Source organism: Salinicoccus jeotgali (assembly GCF_039538805.1).
Lineage (GTDB): Bacteria > Bacillota > Bacilli > Staphylococcales > Salinicoccaceae > Salinicoccus > Salinicoccus jeotgali.
In genome coordinates this window covers 1-15,550 of record NZ_BAABCK010000018.1, presented here as the reverse complement: position 1 = coordinate 15,550, position 15,550 = coordinate 1, and the positions used below count along the sequence as shown (strand labels likewise).

The window sequence follows — 15,550 nt, the reverse complement described above, 5'->3', positions numbered from 1 at the left end:
ATTTGGGGAGTGTTTTTATGGTGAGGGTAAACTTATGATGTGACATACAATATATGATATATCATATATTGTATGTGTGAGGTTTACTTATGGGTGTGGTTGATTTTATTTAGTATGGTATTTAAAGCTTCATTTATAAAGTAATTTTGATTTTCTTTGTTATTATCTGTGAGTTGATCTATTTGTATTTTTAAATCATTCCTTAATGGAAATGTTGTATTTTTATAATTTTCCTCTATTATATTATCATTTTCAACTTTATCTAGGAGATCTTTAATTGCTCGATTAATGAATTGACTTTTATATCCGTATTTTTCTTCAGCTAATTTATCTAGACGATTTATTAGGTCTTTTTCAATGATAAATGTAGGCCGTATATGGGTGTTTTCTAGTTTATTTTCTTTTTGATAAATATAATTAAATTTCTGTTTACTAGATGGGGAATGGGAAGAGTTTTTTTGTGTTCCTTGGTTGAGTTCTTTAAAGATATTTTCTAGTTCTTTTTTTGTCATGTTCTCATCGTTTAAGTAAAATTTAAAAGCGGATTTTTATTAGGGTTTTATGTATTTTTCCTTAGTGAATTATATAATTAAGAATATCTTATTTTAATACTAAAATGAAATATAAGGTTTAATCGGAGGGAATAAAATAGATTTAGAGACTTCTGAATTAGTTACTTAATTCGCTGCTGAGTTAGCGAAAATATCTTATGAGTGGATCCTTTCTAGGATGGAACAAGCGAAACTTTAAAAAAAAGAGTGATGAGCAACAGGAGATTTATCAAGAGATAATTATCAAATTGATGAATGATAAAGCTGAATTGGAACTTATTGCGGGTGAATATAAATCCAGATATGAGAAAGTTAATATTAGTGACGATGATATAGAGTACCTTCAATCTTCACTTGAGAGACTTGAGAGACTTGCAGAGATTCTAAAAAATTATGGTGTTGTTCCTGTAGGGAAAGATGAAGATGTGAGAATGGTTATTGATTTATTTAATAAAGATACATTAAAGACTGCGCAGTTGTTAGGTTTTAATTATAGAGAAGCTATTGGAGAACCTCTCACGGTAGCTTGTGCAAATGTAATCAATAACAAAGTGGGTAATACTAGAACGAACCAGTCAAAAAGGTAGGAAATAATCTTAATTAGAGATGTTTACTGAGATTCTTTTATTGAAAATATAATATCGGACAATATATATGGTCCAACAGAAGGGGTGGATGCAGGTGGGTACGGTTACAGTGCGTTTGAATGCTAAGGAACAGGAAGTGTTTGAAGCCTATGCTGAGCGCCACGGCGTGCTTCTGTCTACGATGATGAAGCATGCGCTCGAAGAACGTATAGAAAATGAATTTGACATCGCAGTTCTTAAATCTTATGAGTCCGATGTTCAAAATGATGGCGTGACGACTTATGACTACGATGAAATGAAGAAAATGCTGGATTTATAGCATGATAATTGGACCGACGTCCTTAACGGGGTGTCGGTCTTTTTTCCCCAGAAAAGAGTGCTTGGTTTATCCTGAAAAAAAAAGACGAGCGTATGCCCGTCTATTCATCTATGATGCGTTTCATTGCATCTTTATATACTTGTGATTTATCGCGTTTACCGATGGCAATGACTTGTATGACTTCCATGCGACCTTCCACTTCACGAAAGACGATACGGAGCCCCTGCTTTTTGAGCTTGATCTTGTTGCATCCCTTGAGTTCGTCCCGGAGTGCCTCTCCTGCTTGCATACCGCGTTCCTTGATGCGCTTTAAGCCTTTCAGAATCAACTGTTTCTGACTGCCGTCGAGTTTTTCATAGTCCGACTTGGCGTATTCTGTGAGTTCTACAATATACATTGATTACTCCCAGCCGTCGTTTTCATCAAGTTCAATGTCATCGAGATTGATGCCTGTGGCTTCTTCAACACTATAGGTTTTGACGTTGGTATCTTTGAGGCGTTCTTTGACGATGAGTTCATCGATGCGGTCATACAGTGCTTCGATTTCGTTATTCATGTTTTCATACTGTTCTTGCGTCAGGACAACCCCTGCGACTTTGTCGCGATTGAAGATATAGACGCCATTATTTCGTTCTTCGGCCTCTTTGAAGATGGTCATCGGGGATTTCTTTACATCGGAGATGCTTTTGAATGGTACATCTAAGGTTTTCATGCTATCCCTCCTCTAATCCATTTAAGTATAGCACGAATAAAAGTTTTTTAAAAGTCTTTATAATATACTTTTAACCAGGGTCTGTCGGTCTTTTTTTGCCAACAGTCCATTTGCTCGAAGTACCAGATAACTCCAGGACGGATTACTGACCGGCTTCGCCGTCGAGTTGCTCGCGCAATATGCGGGCAACTTTTGGACTCAACACAATGTTGCCACCAGCAAGCACCATATTGTCCTGGGATGACTCCTCAGTAATCATACAGGTCATCATCGTATCCTGCCGCCACGGTGGCGATACGCGCTACACGACAGAAGTCCTCGCCGTCGGTGCTAAGACACCGGAGGAAGCCATAGAGACTGCCAAGCGCAAGTAGAAGAAGCATTACCGCTATGTGTGCCACCGGGTCGAAACCACCCCGGAGACCCGGCTCCTGCAAGGAGAAATTGCATTCCGCATCAAGCGTGACACAAAGGGCGACCGGTTGACCTATCATCCGATGCGTAGAGGCTGACCGCCTAGCAGAAACGAATATATCGAAAAAGTTGTTCTAAATCAGAAAGGAAGAGATACCATGACCGACATCGTCATCCATTACGTCAGCGGAAAAGCTGACCACATCTACGACCTGGCGGGCGTTCGTGCCGCAGCCGACGAATTAATACTGTTTCATAAAGACCCCGATACCGGGGAGATCATCAAAGAGTATATCCGATATGCGTCCATCGCCTCATATTCAGTTACGCACCATGTCTCCATCGAAAGGCGGGTCAGCTAGTATGCTCCAACGCATGCCACAGGACTGGGTACGTGCAATTACGCCCCATATATCCAATCCAAACGCGCTGTCGGCACTAAAATGCGCCGTGGACACGGAATACCAGAACCACACCGTGTTCCCCCAGCGCAGTCTGATTTTTCACGCGTTCCAAAGAACGCCGTATCGAGACGTCAAAGTGGTCATTCTCGGCCAGGACCCTTATCCGACACCGGGACACGCCACGGGGATGGCGTTCTCAGTACCCCAAAACGTCAAAATTGCCCGTTCCCTCTCAAACATCTTCAAAGAGCGACTCAACGATGTCGGGATTCCCGTCAGTTCGTCCGGCAATCTATCGCACTGGGCCGACCAGGGCGTCTTATTGCTCAATACGATCCTGACGGTAAGGTCCGGTGCGGCAAACAGCCACAAGTCAATCGGCTGGCAGCACATCATCGACCCTGTAATCGAAGCGCTGAACCATAAACCCCACCCCATCGTCTATATTCTGTGGGGCGGTCATGCACATGCCTACGAAAAACGGATCGACACGTCCAAGCATATCGTGATCAAAAGCAGTCACCCGAGCCCACTCGGTGCATACAAATCGGGCGCGCCGTTCATCGGGTCGAAATGCTTTTCACGAACAAACGCCGCATTAATCCGTCATGGGCTTACCCCCATCGACTGGTCGAACTGACTAATCGTAAGAAAAACCACGATATTAACGTGGTTCGGATTAGATCGGTTTTGATGAGCACCGGAAACTCGGGATACCCCCCTGTATTAAGTCGGTTTTGGGAAGTGCCGAAAACTTGGGCGATGCCCTGTATTAATATTGTTTTATTTGATATTGGTTGTCACATGTAAAAATAAAAATCATCCATGAAAATTCTCAGGCTGAAGTGTGTAAATGGATATGTATCAATTAATCCTCGTAAATCACCTGATAATTCGTGTCGGCTAAATCGATTTTAACAATATCAAACGCCTCATACCAATCATCTTGTTGAATTAATTTTTTGATTGTAGACACTAAAAAAGGATGAGAAAAATCATCAGTGTAAGGGTCATCTGAGTGTTTCGCTTTGTCTAATTTTTTAAGATATTCTAAAGCAAATTGCGGTTCGTCATTCCAAAACTGTCTGGCATTGCTTTCAATCCATGAATCAATATAATCATCTTTCTCTTGTTCATTTAATTGCTGTAGGCGTTCAGGGACTTCATTTTGATCTATATCAAACAGATATCCTTGATCATCGTGATAAAACTGTGTAAGCAATCCGTCACCAAAAGAAAAATCTTTGATAAAGTAATTGAGATTTTCATCGTCGATTTGATCCATAGCAAAGGTATCCAATGCTTCTGCTTTTGACTCAGCTTCGACAACTGAGATTTTACTATCTAATGCATAAACAACATATAAGTGACTCAAAATACTGCCTCCTTTAAAGTGTTTAAAAATAAAATGCTATTTATAGTCTGTCGATTTATAGTATTCATATTAGCAGAATTAATCCATGGATACTAATAAAAATAAATCAGAAGTACTGAGAGACATCGGTAAAAACATTCGTCAATATCGTAAGCAAAAAGGCTGGTCACAAGAAGATTTAGCATTTGAATGTGAGTTTCATCGCACATATATCGGCGCCGTGGAAAGAGGGGAGAAGAACATTACGATACTAAATCTATTGAAAATAAAAGAGCAACTGGGGGTGCGTTTAGTAGATTTATATCCAGAAGAATAATACATGTGATAGTCGGAAGTACCCATTTAAGAAATGTTTATCTTGAATGTTATATGCGCTTTGGCATTGTATGTAGAATGATTTTTTCTTTAACTACTCAAAAATCACTTTAAATTTGCATATATACTTTTGTATATATTTCTATTATTACACCAAAATAAGGCCGTTTTTATATATAAAACCATATATACTTAGCCGAAAACCATCCGGAAGAAAAATATGTCGGCACTGCCGACATATCAAGGGGTTTGAGGTTTTGCAGGATAGAAATCCGGAAAAACCTCCTTATGCTCTTTTACTTAAATTAACGATTTTCAAATTCTGGATTCATTCCTGGTATCCAAACTAACTTGAAGTTAGATGTCTTTTCAAAGCTCAAATAAGCCCATATGAGCATTTAAATGAATTTTAAGGGGTGTTTATATGGGTCTGGGTTAAGATAATCCATGAGGGCGCACTTATACGTCGCATACGATGTTTCTGCGGGAATTTTTCTTGCCTGTGCTAGAAAAAACAGTGGAGATCCATTTATGCCGAGAAAACTTTTGGTGGGAAAAGCACCCCTGAATAAACTAAAAAGCCGGTAGGCAGATACCGTGAGGTATCAAAAATGCCTGCCGACAGCTTTTGGGTTTTTAGGGGTGCCGTTGGTTCACACCAAAAGGAAATTGGAATAAAAAAATAAAAGGTCTGACTAGATAGAATTAGGCCTTTTATTTAATTTTGTGTAGTTTTAATATTAATTATTTTAAGTTACTTGTTGACCACCACAATAAGCAGTGTACATTACTAATTGGCCGGCAGTTGCTACTACGTTTGCTTTACCTACTGAACCTCCAATAGAACTTAGAACTATTCTCGCAACTTCCATCCAGGCGCCTCGTTCAACAGCACCAGCGATAGCATTAGCAAGATCTCCATTTACAGCAGCGATTTCAGTGCTGAAATAATTGGCTAGAATACATTTACTGTAGTCTACTATCCCATAGGTAGTTATTCCTGTTTGTTGTGCTTCATAGTTAGCTTGTGCTAGAACACCTTGGGCTGTTTCGTCTCCAGAATCTGCTCTTTCTTTAAGTAATTCATAATCATGTATAGTATAGTTGCCGTTTTTGTCTAATTTACCGACTTCTTCAAAATAGAATTGCATTTCTTTTGCTACTTCTTTTACTTCTTCTTCAGTAAAATTTTCAACTTCTGATGCCATAGTCACATTAGATAAAATTCCCGAGGAAGCGATTAAAATTATCGCTAGAGAAAGTATAATTTTCTTATACAAAAAATCACTCCTAATTTTTGAAAGATTTTATTAATACCCATATTGGAGATATCAAATAGGCAACAATCATTGAATAACTAGCAATAATAGCATTCCAATCTTTAGTCTTTTCTCCAAGTTCTGTACTAGCTGGAGTTAGCGTGAAGATAGAAATAAAAAAATATATTGTTAGTATGATAAAGGGAAAACTAAGAATATCTTGATTAAGTACGGCATTAACAATTGTAGTATAAAAAATAAAGAAGAAAATGCCGACCAATATATTAAGAGAATATGTGGCTTTTTTATTCATAATTTAAAAACTCCTATCCTTCTATATTTATTCCTATATTTTGAGTGATAAAACATATTTTATAATATTAGAATTTTAAACAAAGAGGGTGTTTTTGAAGTTCTTTTTTGTAGCTTTGAATTAGTTTTTTCTTATCTTGATGGTGGCAGATAAAACTATGGAAAAAACAAAATTACATCGCTCGAACAATTGTGATAATCGATTTTGTCCGATTTGTGCTTGGAAGAAGTCACGTAAGAATGCACTGAAAATTAGTGTGTTAATGCAGTATTTGAGAGAAGAAGAAAGGAAAGATTTTGTCTTTCTAACTTTGACTGCACCAAATGTTAAAGCAGATGAACTTGATGATGAAATCAAGCATTATAACAAGTCATTTCAACGGTTAATGCAACGTAAAGAAGTTAAGAGTGCAGTAAAAGGTTATGTACGAAAACTTGAAGTGACTTACAACAAAGAACGAGATGATTATCATCCACATTTTCATGTAATTTTAGCAGTAAACAAGAGCTATTTTACGGATACTAAAGCTTATATAGCACGTGATAGATGGCTTGAACTTTGGCAAAAATCAACGAAAAATAATTTGATAACACAAGTAGATGTTCGAAAAGTCAAAGCAACAGATAACAAAAAAGAAGTCTCTGAAATTGCAAAATACAGTGCAAAAGATAGCGATTATCTGGAAGATGAAAAATTTTTTGATACGTTTTATAAATCACTTTCTGGAAAAAGATTAATCGTTTATTCGGGATTATTTAAAGACGCCAGCAAACTTTACGAAAATAAAGAATTAGAAAAATATAAAGAGTTAGATCCAACTCAATATATTTATCAAATTTTTTATCATTGGGGTCAGCAAAAATATCTAGAAACTGAGAAAAAATTAATGACTGAAGATATGCAAAAAGAAGTCAATAATCAAATGCTAGACGAAGAAGATTTTGAAGATGAGTAACTGAAAAGTTGCTCATTTTTTGTTTTCACCCATGAGGCGATATTTTGCCCAGTGAGCGCTCGTTTTTTCGTAAGAAAAATATGTGCGTATAACTGGGCGGTGTTCCGATATTCAAATAATGCAAATAACAAAAGTGCTAAAAAAGAATTGTACTTTGAACTTAAAATGCAATTTAAAACGCAAATAAAGCCCATATGAGCTTTTAAATTAAATTTAGGTACAAAAACTAGTGTTTAATACAAAAATCTTCTCTATGAGCTTATATGAGCTTTAAATGCTTTTCTGTTTTTAGAATTTATCAGTAAACCCGTATAGGGTGCATTTATACGTCGTTGAACGACGACATGCAAAAAAAGACACCAAAACTTTTGAAAAGTGGTGTCTTTTTTATTCTCGCCTACGCTCGATTTATCAAAAGTCAAAACCTAAAAAAACGGCAATGATCTGTTTATGCCGAGAAAACTTTTGGTGGGAAAGGCGAAACGGAAACATACTAAAAAGCCGAATGGCTGATACCGTTTAGGTATCAATTTTGCCATTCGACAGCTTTTTTATTTTTTGTTTCGCTGTTGGTTCACACCAAAAGGAAATTGGAATAAAAATTATATAATATAAATTATTGTTCTAGCGATGTAATATGCAATTAAAAATATTAATAGTGGTTTTATAAAACTTTTATTTTCTTTTTTGTAAACTACAATAATTGAAATGGAGAATATGAGTGGTAACCATAAGAACCAAAACAATAAATTATTGAAAAAAAATTCTAAAATGTTAATCATCCTTTTAGTTCAGATTAATTAATATACACTATGTTTTGAATTTGCTTCTTTAATACATGTGTAGTTCATATGAACATATACAGCTGCTAGCCCTGCAGGTGTTACTTTAGCACCATTTTTAACAAGTTCTTTAGCGGCTGCTGACCAATTACCAGCAAATACTAATCCTATTGCTGAACCTAAAGCTGCTACGCTGAATTCATCTTTTAGATATTGTGAAGCACAAGCATCTCTTGCTGCTACCCATTTAGGATTCCTATTATCTGAAGCCATTGTTGCTATATTTGGGTTTTCCTTTGTTGTTAACATATTTGCGTTTTTTAATTCAGTATAGATTTCATCATAATGTTTGTTACTTCCTAGATTTTCTTTTAATTTATTTTCGTTGATTAAGCTAGTGCCGTCTGCCATTTGTACACTACTTTGATTTAAACTTTCAAGAATTTGAACGGCTTCTTCCGTTTTTAATTCTTGTGTACTTGCTGATGCGTTTAGAGATAAAGTGCTAGAAATAGTTAGAACAAGAGCTAAAATCATAAAAAATGTTTTTAAGGCAAATTTTTTAGACATATTAATCTCCTTTTATAATTTATGTATTTTCTTGTAGTTTGTCATTGTTTATTTACTTTTAATAGTCGAGTTAGATAATCTTAACTTAATCTTTACATTGATTTTTAAGAACGCAGCGCATCACACACAGAAAAGGAAATTGGAATAAATGTATGGGGGGGTAAAACATGAATAACTTTTTTTACAGAACATTACTTGCAGTTGGTATTGTCATTCTTTTTTATATAATTTTTGATACTAAACCTAGTGGCTTTATATTATTCATTCTTGGGTTATGTATTATTTATTTGCTTGCGATGTTTTTTAAAAATATTTTTGTAGGAAAAAGTAAAGAAAAAGAGAGAGATATTTAAGGGGTTTTGACCGGTTTTTTCTTATCTTGATACTATACGTCATATCTTTTTCAGTTGCTTTTATCTAAAAGAATACGATATGACTTTAATGCTATAACTTTATAATATTCAATACGAATATATATCATCAACTTAGAAAATATTTAATCTTTGTAATATTTTGATCTCTGAATTGCTTAACTTAAGTAATTTATATGATGACGGACGAAGAAAAAAGCGAGATAGAATCTTTTGAAGAAGACATAAAAGATATCGAAAATGACATTGAAGGACGTGAGGAAAAGCTTTCAATCCTTGAAGCAAATCTCTCAAATTGATTTTTTAAGTAAGAGCATAAGGAGATTTTTCCGGATTTTCATCCTACAAAACCTCAAAAACCTTGATATGTCGGCAGTGCCGACATATGTTTCTTCCGTCTCAAAAATAGTTAAATATATAGTGAATTATATAGAAAAATGCTATCTTTTTAGGGTAATATTATAAATATATAGAAATATATATAGGATAATTAAAGGAGATTGATAAAAAAATGGCACGTATTGATGTAAAAGATTTTGATGAACAAGTTATGATTCAGCTGAAAGCCATTGCAAAAGAAAGAGGTATGACATTTAGTGATTTGATTAGAGAAGTATTAGAAAATTATGTGGAAGATCGGATTTTATCGACGTCTCTCACGAAATTTGAAATCGCATTGAGGAATACTCAGGAAAGTTTAGATGCAAATACAGAGGCATATAATCTATTCCTTGAGGAAAATAAACGCTTCAGGAAGTTCTTTATTGACTTAATGACTGAAGAGGTATTGCATCTGGATGAAGATTTTTATCATAATGATGAGGCGGGTGAGATCAAATGAAATTGAAGTCATTTGAATTAAGTGAAGAGACAATATCACTCATCAAAACAATTAAAGCTGCGAAGAATATGAAGTCAGAGAAACAAGTTATTGTCGAAGCAGTGGAAAACTATGCTTTATCTGAAATGATCGAGCATCAATCTGCTGAGTATAAAATGCTTGAAAAGATGCGTGATATTGAAAATGAACTGAAAAATTTGAAGAGAAAAATCAATTATATCGATCATGGGGTCAGCGTGAATAATCTGTTTCTTGCGTCTTGGTTTGAGATAGGGAAATATCCAAAAGCAATTATTAATCGAAGAACATTGGATGGATATTATCATGATGCAGCGAGAAAAGAGATTACAAAAATGATTCGTGAGCGAGATGCGAAGAATAGAATTTCAAAGCAGTCAGAAGAAAAATTAGAGACGAAAGAAGAAGTGACTGAGAAGAAGAAAGCGGATGTTACAGACGATGCGCCAAAGAAAAAAGATCGAATAGATGAACTGTTTGGGGATGACTGGTTGAACATTTAATCATGGAAATAAGAATGATGGATTGATAGTCAGAGTACCGGGTAAAGCATTTGCAGATATTGATTGCGAGTCGTGCGGTGCATTCGAAATCAACTCAGAAACGAAAAAATCATATTAAGATGTAGTGAAAGCAGAAACTCAAACACTGATGACATGGCTAAGTACCGCTCAAGAAAATTTATTTTCAAAAAATGAGGAGAATTATGACTTTGGGAAAGCGTTAGATGAGTTTATATATGATAATCAACATGCACAAGCCAGTTGTCATTATGTAATCAACCCAATAATCGTTATGAGTACCTTGTGAAAAATAAAATTAATGACGACGAACTTTTAGTTGGTGGTGAATGTATAAAGAAGTTTGTAAATGAGCTCGGAGAGATTGGGGTGAGGTTGTTCGATAAGAATAAAGTTAAAGTCACGGAAGAATGATTGGGTCTGATAAAAAACCTTATCTGAAAGACGTCACTTTAAGACTGATCCAGTATTGTTGGAAAAGCAACATGACAGATTTTAAAAGCGCGATTATTCAAGTTATTGAAGCAGGTCAAACTTTGACAATGAATCGAGCCAAATTTTTTAAACAATGTCCATGTTTTTGGAAAAAACGGGACAAAAGGTATGAAACGGCTAATGAAGAGTGCAATTAAGATTTCATTAAAGAAGAAAAAACATAAACATCAGTGGAAACAACTGAAACATGATGAAAAAGCGTTTATCAAGTTATTTCTATCTACACAATAAAAACATACTAAGATTAGTACCACAGGACCCGGCCAGGTCCTGTGGTACTAATCTTAGTATGTTTTTAGTCACACTGATCTTTGTTATATGGCAGCCCAGAAACCTAGATATCGGCATTACTGCCTTGGCGGGGGCATTGCTTGCAATCATCACTGGGGTCGTTTCGTTCGGTGATGTAATCGAAGTCACGGGTATTGTCTGGAATGCGACGTTAACGTTTGTTGCAGTCATTCTTATTTCATTGATCCTTGATGAAATTGGCTTTTTCGAATGGGCTGCAATACATATGGTTAAAGCATCAAACGGAAATGGCTTGAAAATGTTCATATATATCGCACTATTAGGTGCAATCATCGCAGCATTTTTCGCTAACGATGGGGCGGCTTTGATACTAACACCCATTGTGCTTGCCATGGGCAGAAACTTAAAATTAGAAGAAAAAGTTATTTTTCCATTTGTGATCGCCACTGGATTTATTGCAGATACCACATCTCTGCCGTTGGTCGTCAGCAACTTAGTAAATATTGTGTCCGCAGATTACTTCGATATCGGATTTCTAGAGTATTTAAGCCGGATGTTTATCCCGAATATTTTTTCATTAATTGCGAGTATTGTCGTCCTTTGGCTACTATTCAGAAAATCCATTCCCAAAACAATCGACCAAACGCAGTTAAAAACGCCCGAGTCTGCGATAAAAGACAAAAAAATGTTCAATTATTCCTGGGTGGTCCTTTTAATATTACTTGTTGGTTATTTGGTCAGTGAATTTATCAATGTCCCTGTCTCATTCATTGCCGGGGGTATTGCGATTATCTTCTTGATACTGGCCAAACAATCTCACGCTGTAAATACAAAAGCAGTCATCAACGGGGCACCATGGAACATCGTATTGTTCTCAATCGGTATGTATGTTGTCGTCTTTGGATTGAGAAACGTCGGTTTAACCGATGCTCTAGCAAGTGTATTAATGGATATTGGGGAGTATGGGCTGTTTGCTTCAGTAATGGGGATGGGCTTTATTGCCGCAATTTTATCTTCCATCATGAACAATATGCCGACTGTAATGATTAATGCAATTGCCATCGATCATGCGAACATTACAACACTGATCCAAGAAGGTATGATCTATGCCAATGGCATTGGGTCAGACTTAGGACCGAAGATTACACCCATTGGATCTTTAGCCACACTGTTATGGCTCCATGTATTAGCCAGAAAAGATATGAAAATTTCATGGGGCACCTATTTTAAAATCGGCATTATTATCACTCCCCCTGTTTTATTCATTACATTACTCGGTCTCTATCTCACTCTAATAATGTTTTAAATAAGTGAGTGATTTTCCATAAAAGCGTATAGCCCCCGTCGGGCTATACGCTTTTATTACTATGAATTACTTTTGTTTCTTGGGTTCATTTGAATCTTTCTCTGTTTTTTTCTCTTCAATCTCTACTGAGCAACAGCTTTGTTCTTTCGGTTTTAATTTATTAACAAAATCTTTCACACCCATGAGCTCACCTCCTTTGATGGTTGAATATACTTACTAAATGATTAGATTGAAAATCAGACCAGCTCCAATGGCGACTGTTAAGATCGCTGAAATGAAAGCGACTAAAAATTTCTTTTTTAATAGTTTAGACAATAATGCGAGTTCGGGAATGCTGGCTCCTGCGCCTCCGATGATTAAGGCAATGACGGTTCCCATTGCCATCCCCTTGGTCACAAGCGCATCCGCAATAGGAAGCATTGTTTCAGGCCGAATGTACATGGGAATGCCGATTACTGATGCAATGACTATAGAAATAATGCCATCTCCACTTGCATATCGTGTCACGAATGCTTCAGGCACGAAGCCGTATATGAATGCGCCAATAAACACACCGATAAATAAGTAAGGAAGTAATGGATATAAGAAAGACCAGGCATCATTCAACGCTTGCTTTACTTTTGATCCTTGCTTATCAGCGAAAAACCCTTCTCCTTTAATTGTCACACCTTTATAGGCTTCTTCTAAATTAAGCCGGGAAAATATAACACCCACAAGCATACTAAAAAGACTAACAATCAAAAAGTACACCCCAGCCACCTGCCATCCCAATAAAATCCACAACGTAAAAATCATCACTGGATTCATTAACGGTGAAGCAATGAGAAAACTCATTGAGGGGCCAAAAGGGGCTTTTGCGTTCAAGAGACCCGCCAGGATTGGAATGGTTGAGCAGGAACAAAAAGGCGTAATGGCACCAAAGAGCGTCCCTAAAACATAATTGATTCCTTTATTCGGTCCATTCAGTACCCGTCTTATTTTCTCTTCCGACACAACTTGTTGGATCAGGCTGACAACAAAACTGATGATGATAAACAGCACAAGCAATTCAAAAAATAATATTAAAAATGTTTTGATAAATTCCAGTATTGAATCTAACATCAATATAACGCCTCACTTTCATTAAATCAACATTATTTGATATATTAATCAAAAATAGTTGATTTAAACGTTGAAAATAAAGATACTCATTATAAAATTCTGCAACAAGTATCTTCTGATAGCACAACCTGTATCTGTGCCTCATTAATTCTATAATAGTTCCATGTTCCATGTTTTTCTGTTAAAAGAATATTGGCATCCACAAGTTTCTTGAGATGATAAGAAATTTTAGATTGTTTCAAGTCCAACACTGTTTCCAAATCACAGACACACAGATTTTTCTCCGGACTTTTGTTGATTTCTTTTACGATCTTCAAGCGTGTTTTATCTGCCAAAGCATTAAACATATTTTCATAGAATTCGAGTGCTTGATCGTCACTCAATTCATTTATAGCATTCATTAATTTCATTCTAGTCACCTTCTTTAATAAATCAATTTTTTTTGATATATCAATCATAATACTGGCTACAAAGAAAATCAAGTATAAAAGATATGAGCTTCTATGTTAGCTGGAAGATATATATTCATTAGAATATGATGCAAGATAACATTTAAACTAAGTGCAAAATAACTCCTAAAGTGACACCGATTCCATAGATGTGACAAATCTTCCAATAAACGGTCGTTTTTTAACGAAGCAATATGGCTTGTTTTATTGACTTTCATTTCAATATATTTTATTATTACTTTATACGGTATAACGTTAAACGTAATACTTTGAAAAGGAGTGAGTATATGACAACAAATAAATTCTCAGAACCCACGTTGTTGATTTTGATCAGTCTTGCAGAACAAAATCGTCATGGCTATGCAATCATGGAGGACATTCAAAGTAGTTATGATGTTAAATTAGGACCTGGCACATTATATGGAGCCATTTCGCGTTTAGAAAAGGCAGGGTATATAAGTCCGATTGAATCACAAGATCGTAAAAAACCTTACAAGATGACAACAGAAGGGGAAATATATCTAACAGAACAAATTAAAGAAATTCAAAAGGTAACAAATATAGGTATGAAAAGGCTTGGATTGGTATGAGATGGCTTGTATATTTGTACCCTAAAACTTGGAAAGAACGTTATGGAAATGAGCTAACCGATATATTAAAACAAACAGATACATCGTTCAAAACAATAATTGATTTGCTTATAGGCATTATTGATGCTTGGCATATGGAGTTAAAGGAAAGAAATGCTTACGGTTATCGTATAAGTCAAGTATTGGTGGTAGTTGCCGTCATTAATCTTTTTATTGTTTTGAAATTAAAACCATTAGGGGAGGTCATTGAAGTGGAAATAGCTGCTACGATTGCAGTATTAATTGCTATGGCATCATTGTTTTTGGCTGCTGTTGCATTGGTAGTAAGTATATTTAAATTTGGCAGAGACGGTTTAACCCTCAAACCAAAATTAAGTAAAGCAGCACTTGGTTTAATGGGCAGTTATGCAGTATTTATGGTGACATTTTTGGTATTGATTAATTAGAGTTGTGTCGCAAACAGATGTGATTATTGTATAAACCATTACCTCAAGCTAAGAGATTGCCATTAAAGCAATCTCTTTTTATTTACAAAAACACAAGATAAAGAGGACTAGAATTGTAATCATACTGGTATCCGCCTCATATTTTAAAGTGTCCATCCAAAGCATAATTAAAGTGCTATTTACCCTTTAGCGACTAAAGTCATTCGTCACGTTCCTCTCTTTCAGTTGTTTGTCGTTCGTTTCTTATACTTTTACGGACGATTTTCATTTATAACTAGAAAAATAGTCTTCCGCTCAAACAATTTGTAGATGTATTTTTCTCTCTTAAATTTATGTTTGATTAGAGTAGACACATAAAACGGTCACACATGATACACTCAAAATGGTTTTCCGACAAAAGAAATCATAGGAGTGATCATGCATGACCTACACCCATATTACCACGGATGAATTAGTATTCATAGAAGCCTATTTCCGACACGGAACTACCGTGGCTCAGATTGCGAAACGGCTCGGACGTGCCCGGCAGACTATCCACAATGTCATCACGCATTTCAAGGCCGGGCACACCGCCATCGACTACTATCAGCGCTATAAAGAAAAT

The 15,550-nt window shown here is 35.9% G+C and carries 26 protein-coding genes; 14 read left to right on the top strand and 12 right to left on the bottom strand.

The features are described 5' to 3' along the window. Nucleotides 1–83 precede the first annotated feature (83 nt). Nucleotides 84–512: a ribbon-helix-helix domain-containing protein gene (locus ABD734_RS04675; protein WP_344701889.1), complete on the bottom strand. Its 429-nt coding sequence runs from the start codon at nt 510–512 to the stop codon at nt 84–86. Nucleotides 513–709: 197 nt separating this feature from the next. Here ABD734_RS04675 and ABD734_RS04670 point away from each other — a divergent pair, with 197 nt between their 5' ends. Both ABD734_RS04670 and relB read left to right on the top strand, forming a co-directional pair. After that, the gene (locus ABD734_RS04670) at nt 710–1,138 is read left to right on the top strand and encodes a hypothetical protein (RefSeq protein ID WP_344701887.1); all 429 of its coding nucleotides are present in this window, start codon (nt 710–712) and stop codon (nt 1,136–1,138) included. Nucleotides 1,139–1,232: 94 nt separating this feature from the next. Then, a complete protein-coding gene (gene relB, locus ABD734_RS04665; RefSeq protein ID WP_344701885.1) occupies nt 1,233–1,457 on the top strand; it encodes a type II toxin-antitoxin system RelB family antitoxin in 225 nt (74 codons plus the stop codon). Nucleotides 1,458–1,557: 100 nt separating this feature from the next. Here the strand turns inward: relB and ABD734_RS04660 are convergent, their stop codons facing one another. The 4 genes from ABD734_RS04660 to ABD734_RS04645 form a co-directional block, all read right to left on the bottom strand. Beyond that, a complete protein-coding gene (locus tag ABD734_RS04660) occupies nt 1,558–1,854 on the bottom strand; it encodes a type II toxin-antitoxin system RelE family toxin (RefSeq protein ID WP_344701884.1) in 297 nt (98 codons plus the stop codon). A gap of 3 nt (nt 1,855–1,857) precedes the next feature. Continuing rightward, the gene (locus tag ABD734_RS04655; RefSeq protein ID WP_239416358.1) at nt 1,858–2,169 is read right to left on the bottom strand and encodes a hypothetical protein; all 312 of its coding nucleotides are present in this window, start codon (nt 2,167–2,169) and stop codon (nt 1,858–1,860) included. Nucleotides 2,170–2,311: 142 nt separating this feature from the next. Beyond that, nucleotides 2,312–2,440 (bottom strand): hypothetical protein, encoded by a 129-nt coding sequence (locus tag ABD734_RS04650; protein WP_344701882.1) that lies wholly within the window; start codon nt 2,438–2,440, stop codon nt 2,312–2,314. Beyond that, on the bottom strand, nt 2,418–2,570 hold the full coding sequence (locus tag ABD734_RS04645) for a hypothetical protein (protein ID WP_344701881.1): 153 nt from the start codon (nt 2,568–2,570) through the stop codon (nt 2,418–2,420). The genes ABD734_RS04650 and ABD734_RS04645 overlap by 23 nt, the downstream gene beginning before the upstream one ends. Before the next feature lie 171 nt (nt 2,571–2,741). On the opposite strand from ABD734_RS04645, the gene ABD734_RS04640 reads away from it, so the two are divergent. Then, on the top strand, nt 2,742–2,945 hold the full coding sequence (locus ABD734_RS04640) for a hypothetical protein (RefSeq protein ID WP_344701879.1): 204 nt from the start codon (nt 2,742–2,744) through the stop codon (nt 2,943–2,945). A 1-nt stretch (nt 2,946) separates the two neighbouring features. Next, nucleotides 2,947–3,627, top strand: a complete 681-nt coding sequence (locus ABD734_RS04635; RefSeq protein WP_344701877.1) for a uracil-DNA glycosylase — start codon at nt 2,947–2,949, stop codon at nt 3,625–3,627. A 228-nt stretch (nt 3,628–3,855) separates the two neighbouring features. On the opposite strand, the gene ABD734_RS04630 is transcribed toward ABD734_RS04635, so the two are convergent. After that, entirely contained in the window at nt 3,856–4,362 is a 507-nt protein-coding gene (locus ABD734_RS04630; protein ID WP_344701875.1) for a hypothetical protein, read from the bottom strand. An 85-nt stretch (nt 4,363–4,447) separates the two neighbouring features. Between ABD734_RS04630 and ABD734_RS04625 the strand changes: the two genes are divergently transcribed. Further along, nucleotides 4,448–4,678, top strand: coding sequence for a helix-turn-helix domain-containing protein (locus ABD734_RS04625; protein ID WP_344701873.1), 231 nt, complete (start codon nt 4,448–4,450; stop codon nt 4,676–4,678). A gap of 748 nt (nt 4,679–5,426) precedes the next feature. On the opposite strand, the gene ABD734_RS04620 is transcribed toward ABD734_RS04625, so the two are convergent. Further along, a complete protein-coding gene (locus tag ABD734_RS04620) occupies nt 5,427–5,957 on the bottom strand; it encodes a hypothetical protein (RefSeq protein WP_344701870.1) in 531 nt (176 codons plus the stop codon). A gap of 10 nt (nt 5,958–5,967) precedes the next feature. Further along, the gene (locus ABD734_RS04615; protein WP_344701868.1) at nt 5,968–6,249 is read right to left on the bottom strand and encodes a hypothetical protein; all 282 of its coding nucleotides are present in this window, start codon (nt 6,247–6,249) and stop codon (nt 5,968–5,970) included. Nucleotides 6,250–6,406: 157 nt separating this feature from the next. Here ABD734_RS04615 and ABD734_RS04610 point away from each other — a divergent pair, with 157 nt between their 5' ends. Continuing rightward, the gene (locus ABD734_RS04610) at nt 6,407–7,204 is read left to right on the top strand and encodes a protein rep (RefSeq protein WP_344701866.1); all 798 of its coding nucleotides are present in this window, start codon (nt 6,407–6,409) and stop codon (nt 7,202–7,204) included. An 800-nt stretch (nt 7,205–8,004) separates the two neighbouring features. On the opposite strand, the gene ABD734_RS04605 is transcribed toward ABD734_RS04610, so the two are convergent. Then, nucleotides 8,005–8,556 (bottom strand): hypothetical protein, encoded by a 552-nt coding sequence (locus ABD734_RS04605; protein WP_344701864.1) that lies wholly within the window; start codon nt 8,554–8,556, stop codon nt 8,005–8,007. A gap of 167 nt (nt 8,557–8,723) precedes the next feature. Here ABD734_RS04605 and ABD734_RS04600 point away from each other — a divergent pair, with 167 nt between their 5' ends. The 5 genes from ABD734_RS04600 (at nt 8,724) to arsB (ending at nt 12,360) form a co-directional block, all read left to right on the top strand. Continuing rightward, complete coding sequence (locus ABD734_RS04600; RefSeq protein ID WP_344701862.1) at nt 8,724–8,909, top strand: hypothetical protein; 186 nt, start codon at nt 8,724–8,726, stop codon at nt 8,907–8,909. 194 nt (nt 8,910–9,103) lie between these two features. After that, a complete protein-coding gene (locus tag ABD734_RS04595) occupies nt 9,104–9,226 on the top strand; it encodes a hypothetical protein (RefSeq protein WP_344701860.1) in 123 nt (40 codons plus the stop codon). A 212-nt stretch (nt 9,227–9,438) separates the two neighbouring features. Further along, a complete protein-coding gene (locus tag ABD734_RS04590) occupies nt 9,439–9,768 on the top strand; it encodes a ribbon-helix-helix protein, CopG family (RefSeq protein WP_239416306.1) in 330 nt (109 codons plus the stop codon). Then, nucleotides 9,765–10,289: a hypothetical protein gene (locus ABD734_RS04585; protein ID WP_344701858.1), complete on the top strand. Its 525-nt coding sequence runs from the start codon at nt 9,765–9,767 to the stop codon at nt 10,287–10,289. The genes ABD734_RS04590 and ABD734_RS04585 overlap by 4 nt, the downstream gene beginning before the upstream one ends. A gap of 802 nt (nt 10,290–11,091) precedes the next feature. Next, nucleotides 11,092–12,360 (top strand): arsenite efflux transporter membrane subunit ArsB, encoded by a 1,269-nt coding sequence (gene arsB, locus ABD734_RS04580; protein WP_344701907.1) that lies wholly within the window; start codon nt 11,092–11,094, stop codon nt 12,358–12,360. Nucleotides 12,361–12,426: 66 nt separating this feature from the next. Here the strand turns inward: arsB and ABD734_RS04575 are convergent, their stop codons facing one another. The 3 genes from ABD734_RS04575 to ABD734_RS04565 form a co-directional block, all read right to left on the bottom strand. After that, nucleotides 12,427–12,543 carry a hypothetical protein gene (locus ABD734_RS04575; RefSeq protein ID WP_046790824.1) on the bottom strand — a complete coding sequence of 39 codons (117 nt, stop codon included), beginning with the start codon at nt 12,541–12,543 and terminating at the stop codon, nt 12,427–12,429. A gap of 33 nt (nt 12,544–12,576) precedes the next feature. Then, nucleotides 12,577–13,461, bottom strand: a complete 885-nt coding sequence (locus ABD734_RS04570; protein WP_344701853.1) for a permease — start codon at nt 13,459–13,461, stop codon at nt 12,577–12,579. An 89-nt stretch (nt 13,462–13,550) separates the two neighbouring features. Continuing rightward, entirely contained in the window at nt 13,551–13,871 is a 321-nt protein-coding gene (locus ABD734_RS04565; protein ID WP_020006652.1) for an ArsR/SmtB family transcription factor, read from the bottom strand. 326 nt (nt 13,872–14,197) lie between these two features. Here ABD734_RS04565 and ABD734_RS04560 point away from each other — a divergent pair, with 326 nt between their 5' ends. The 3 genes from ABD734_RS04560 to ABD734_RS04550 all read left to right on the top strand — a co-directional run. Further along, nucleotides 14,198–14,500: a PadR family transcriptional regulator gene (locus tag ABD734_RS04560; protein WP_344701851.1), complete on the top strand. Its 303-nt coding sequence runs from the start codon at nt 14,198–14,200 to the stop codon at nt 14,498–14,500. Beyond that, nucleotides 14,497–14,946 (top strand): hypothetical protein, encoded by a 450-nt coding sequence (locus ABD734_RS04555; protein ID WP_344701849.1) that lies wholly within the window; start codon nt 14,497–14,499, stop codon nt 14,944–14,946. Before ABD734_RS04560 ends, ABD734_RS04555 begins: the two co-directional genes overlap by 4 nt. 421 nt (nt 14,947–15,367) lie before the next feature. Beyond that, nucleotides 15,368–15,550 (top strand): helix-turn-helix domain-containing protein (locus ABD734_RS04550; RefSeq protein ID WP_344701847.1); only part of this gene is annotated, 183 nt, incomplete at its 3' end.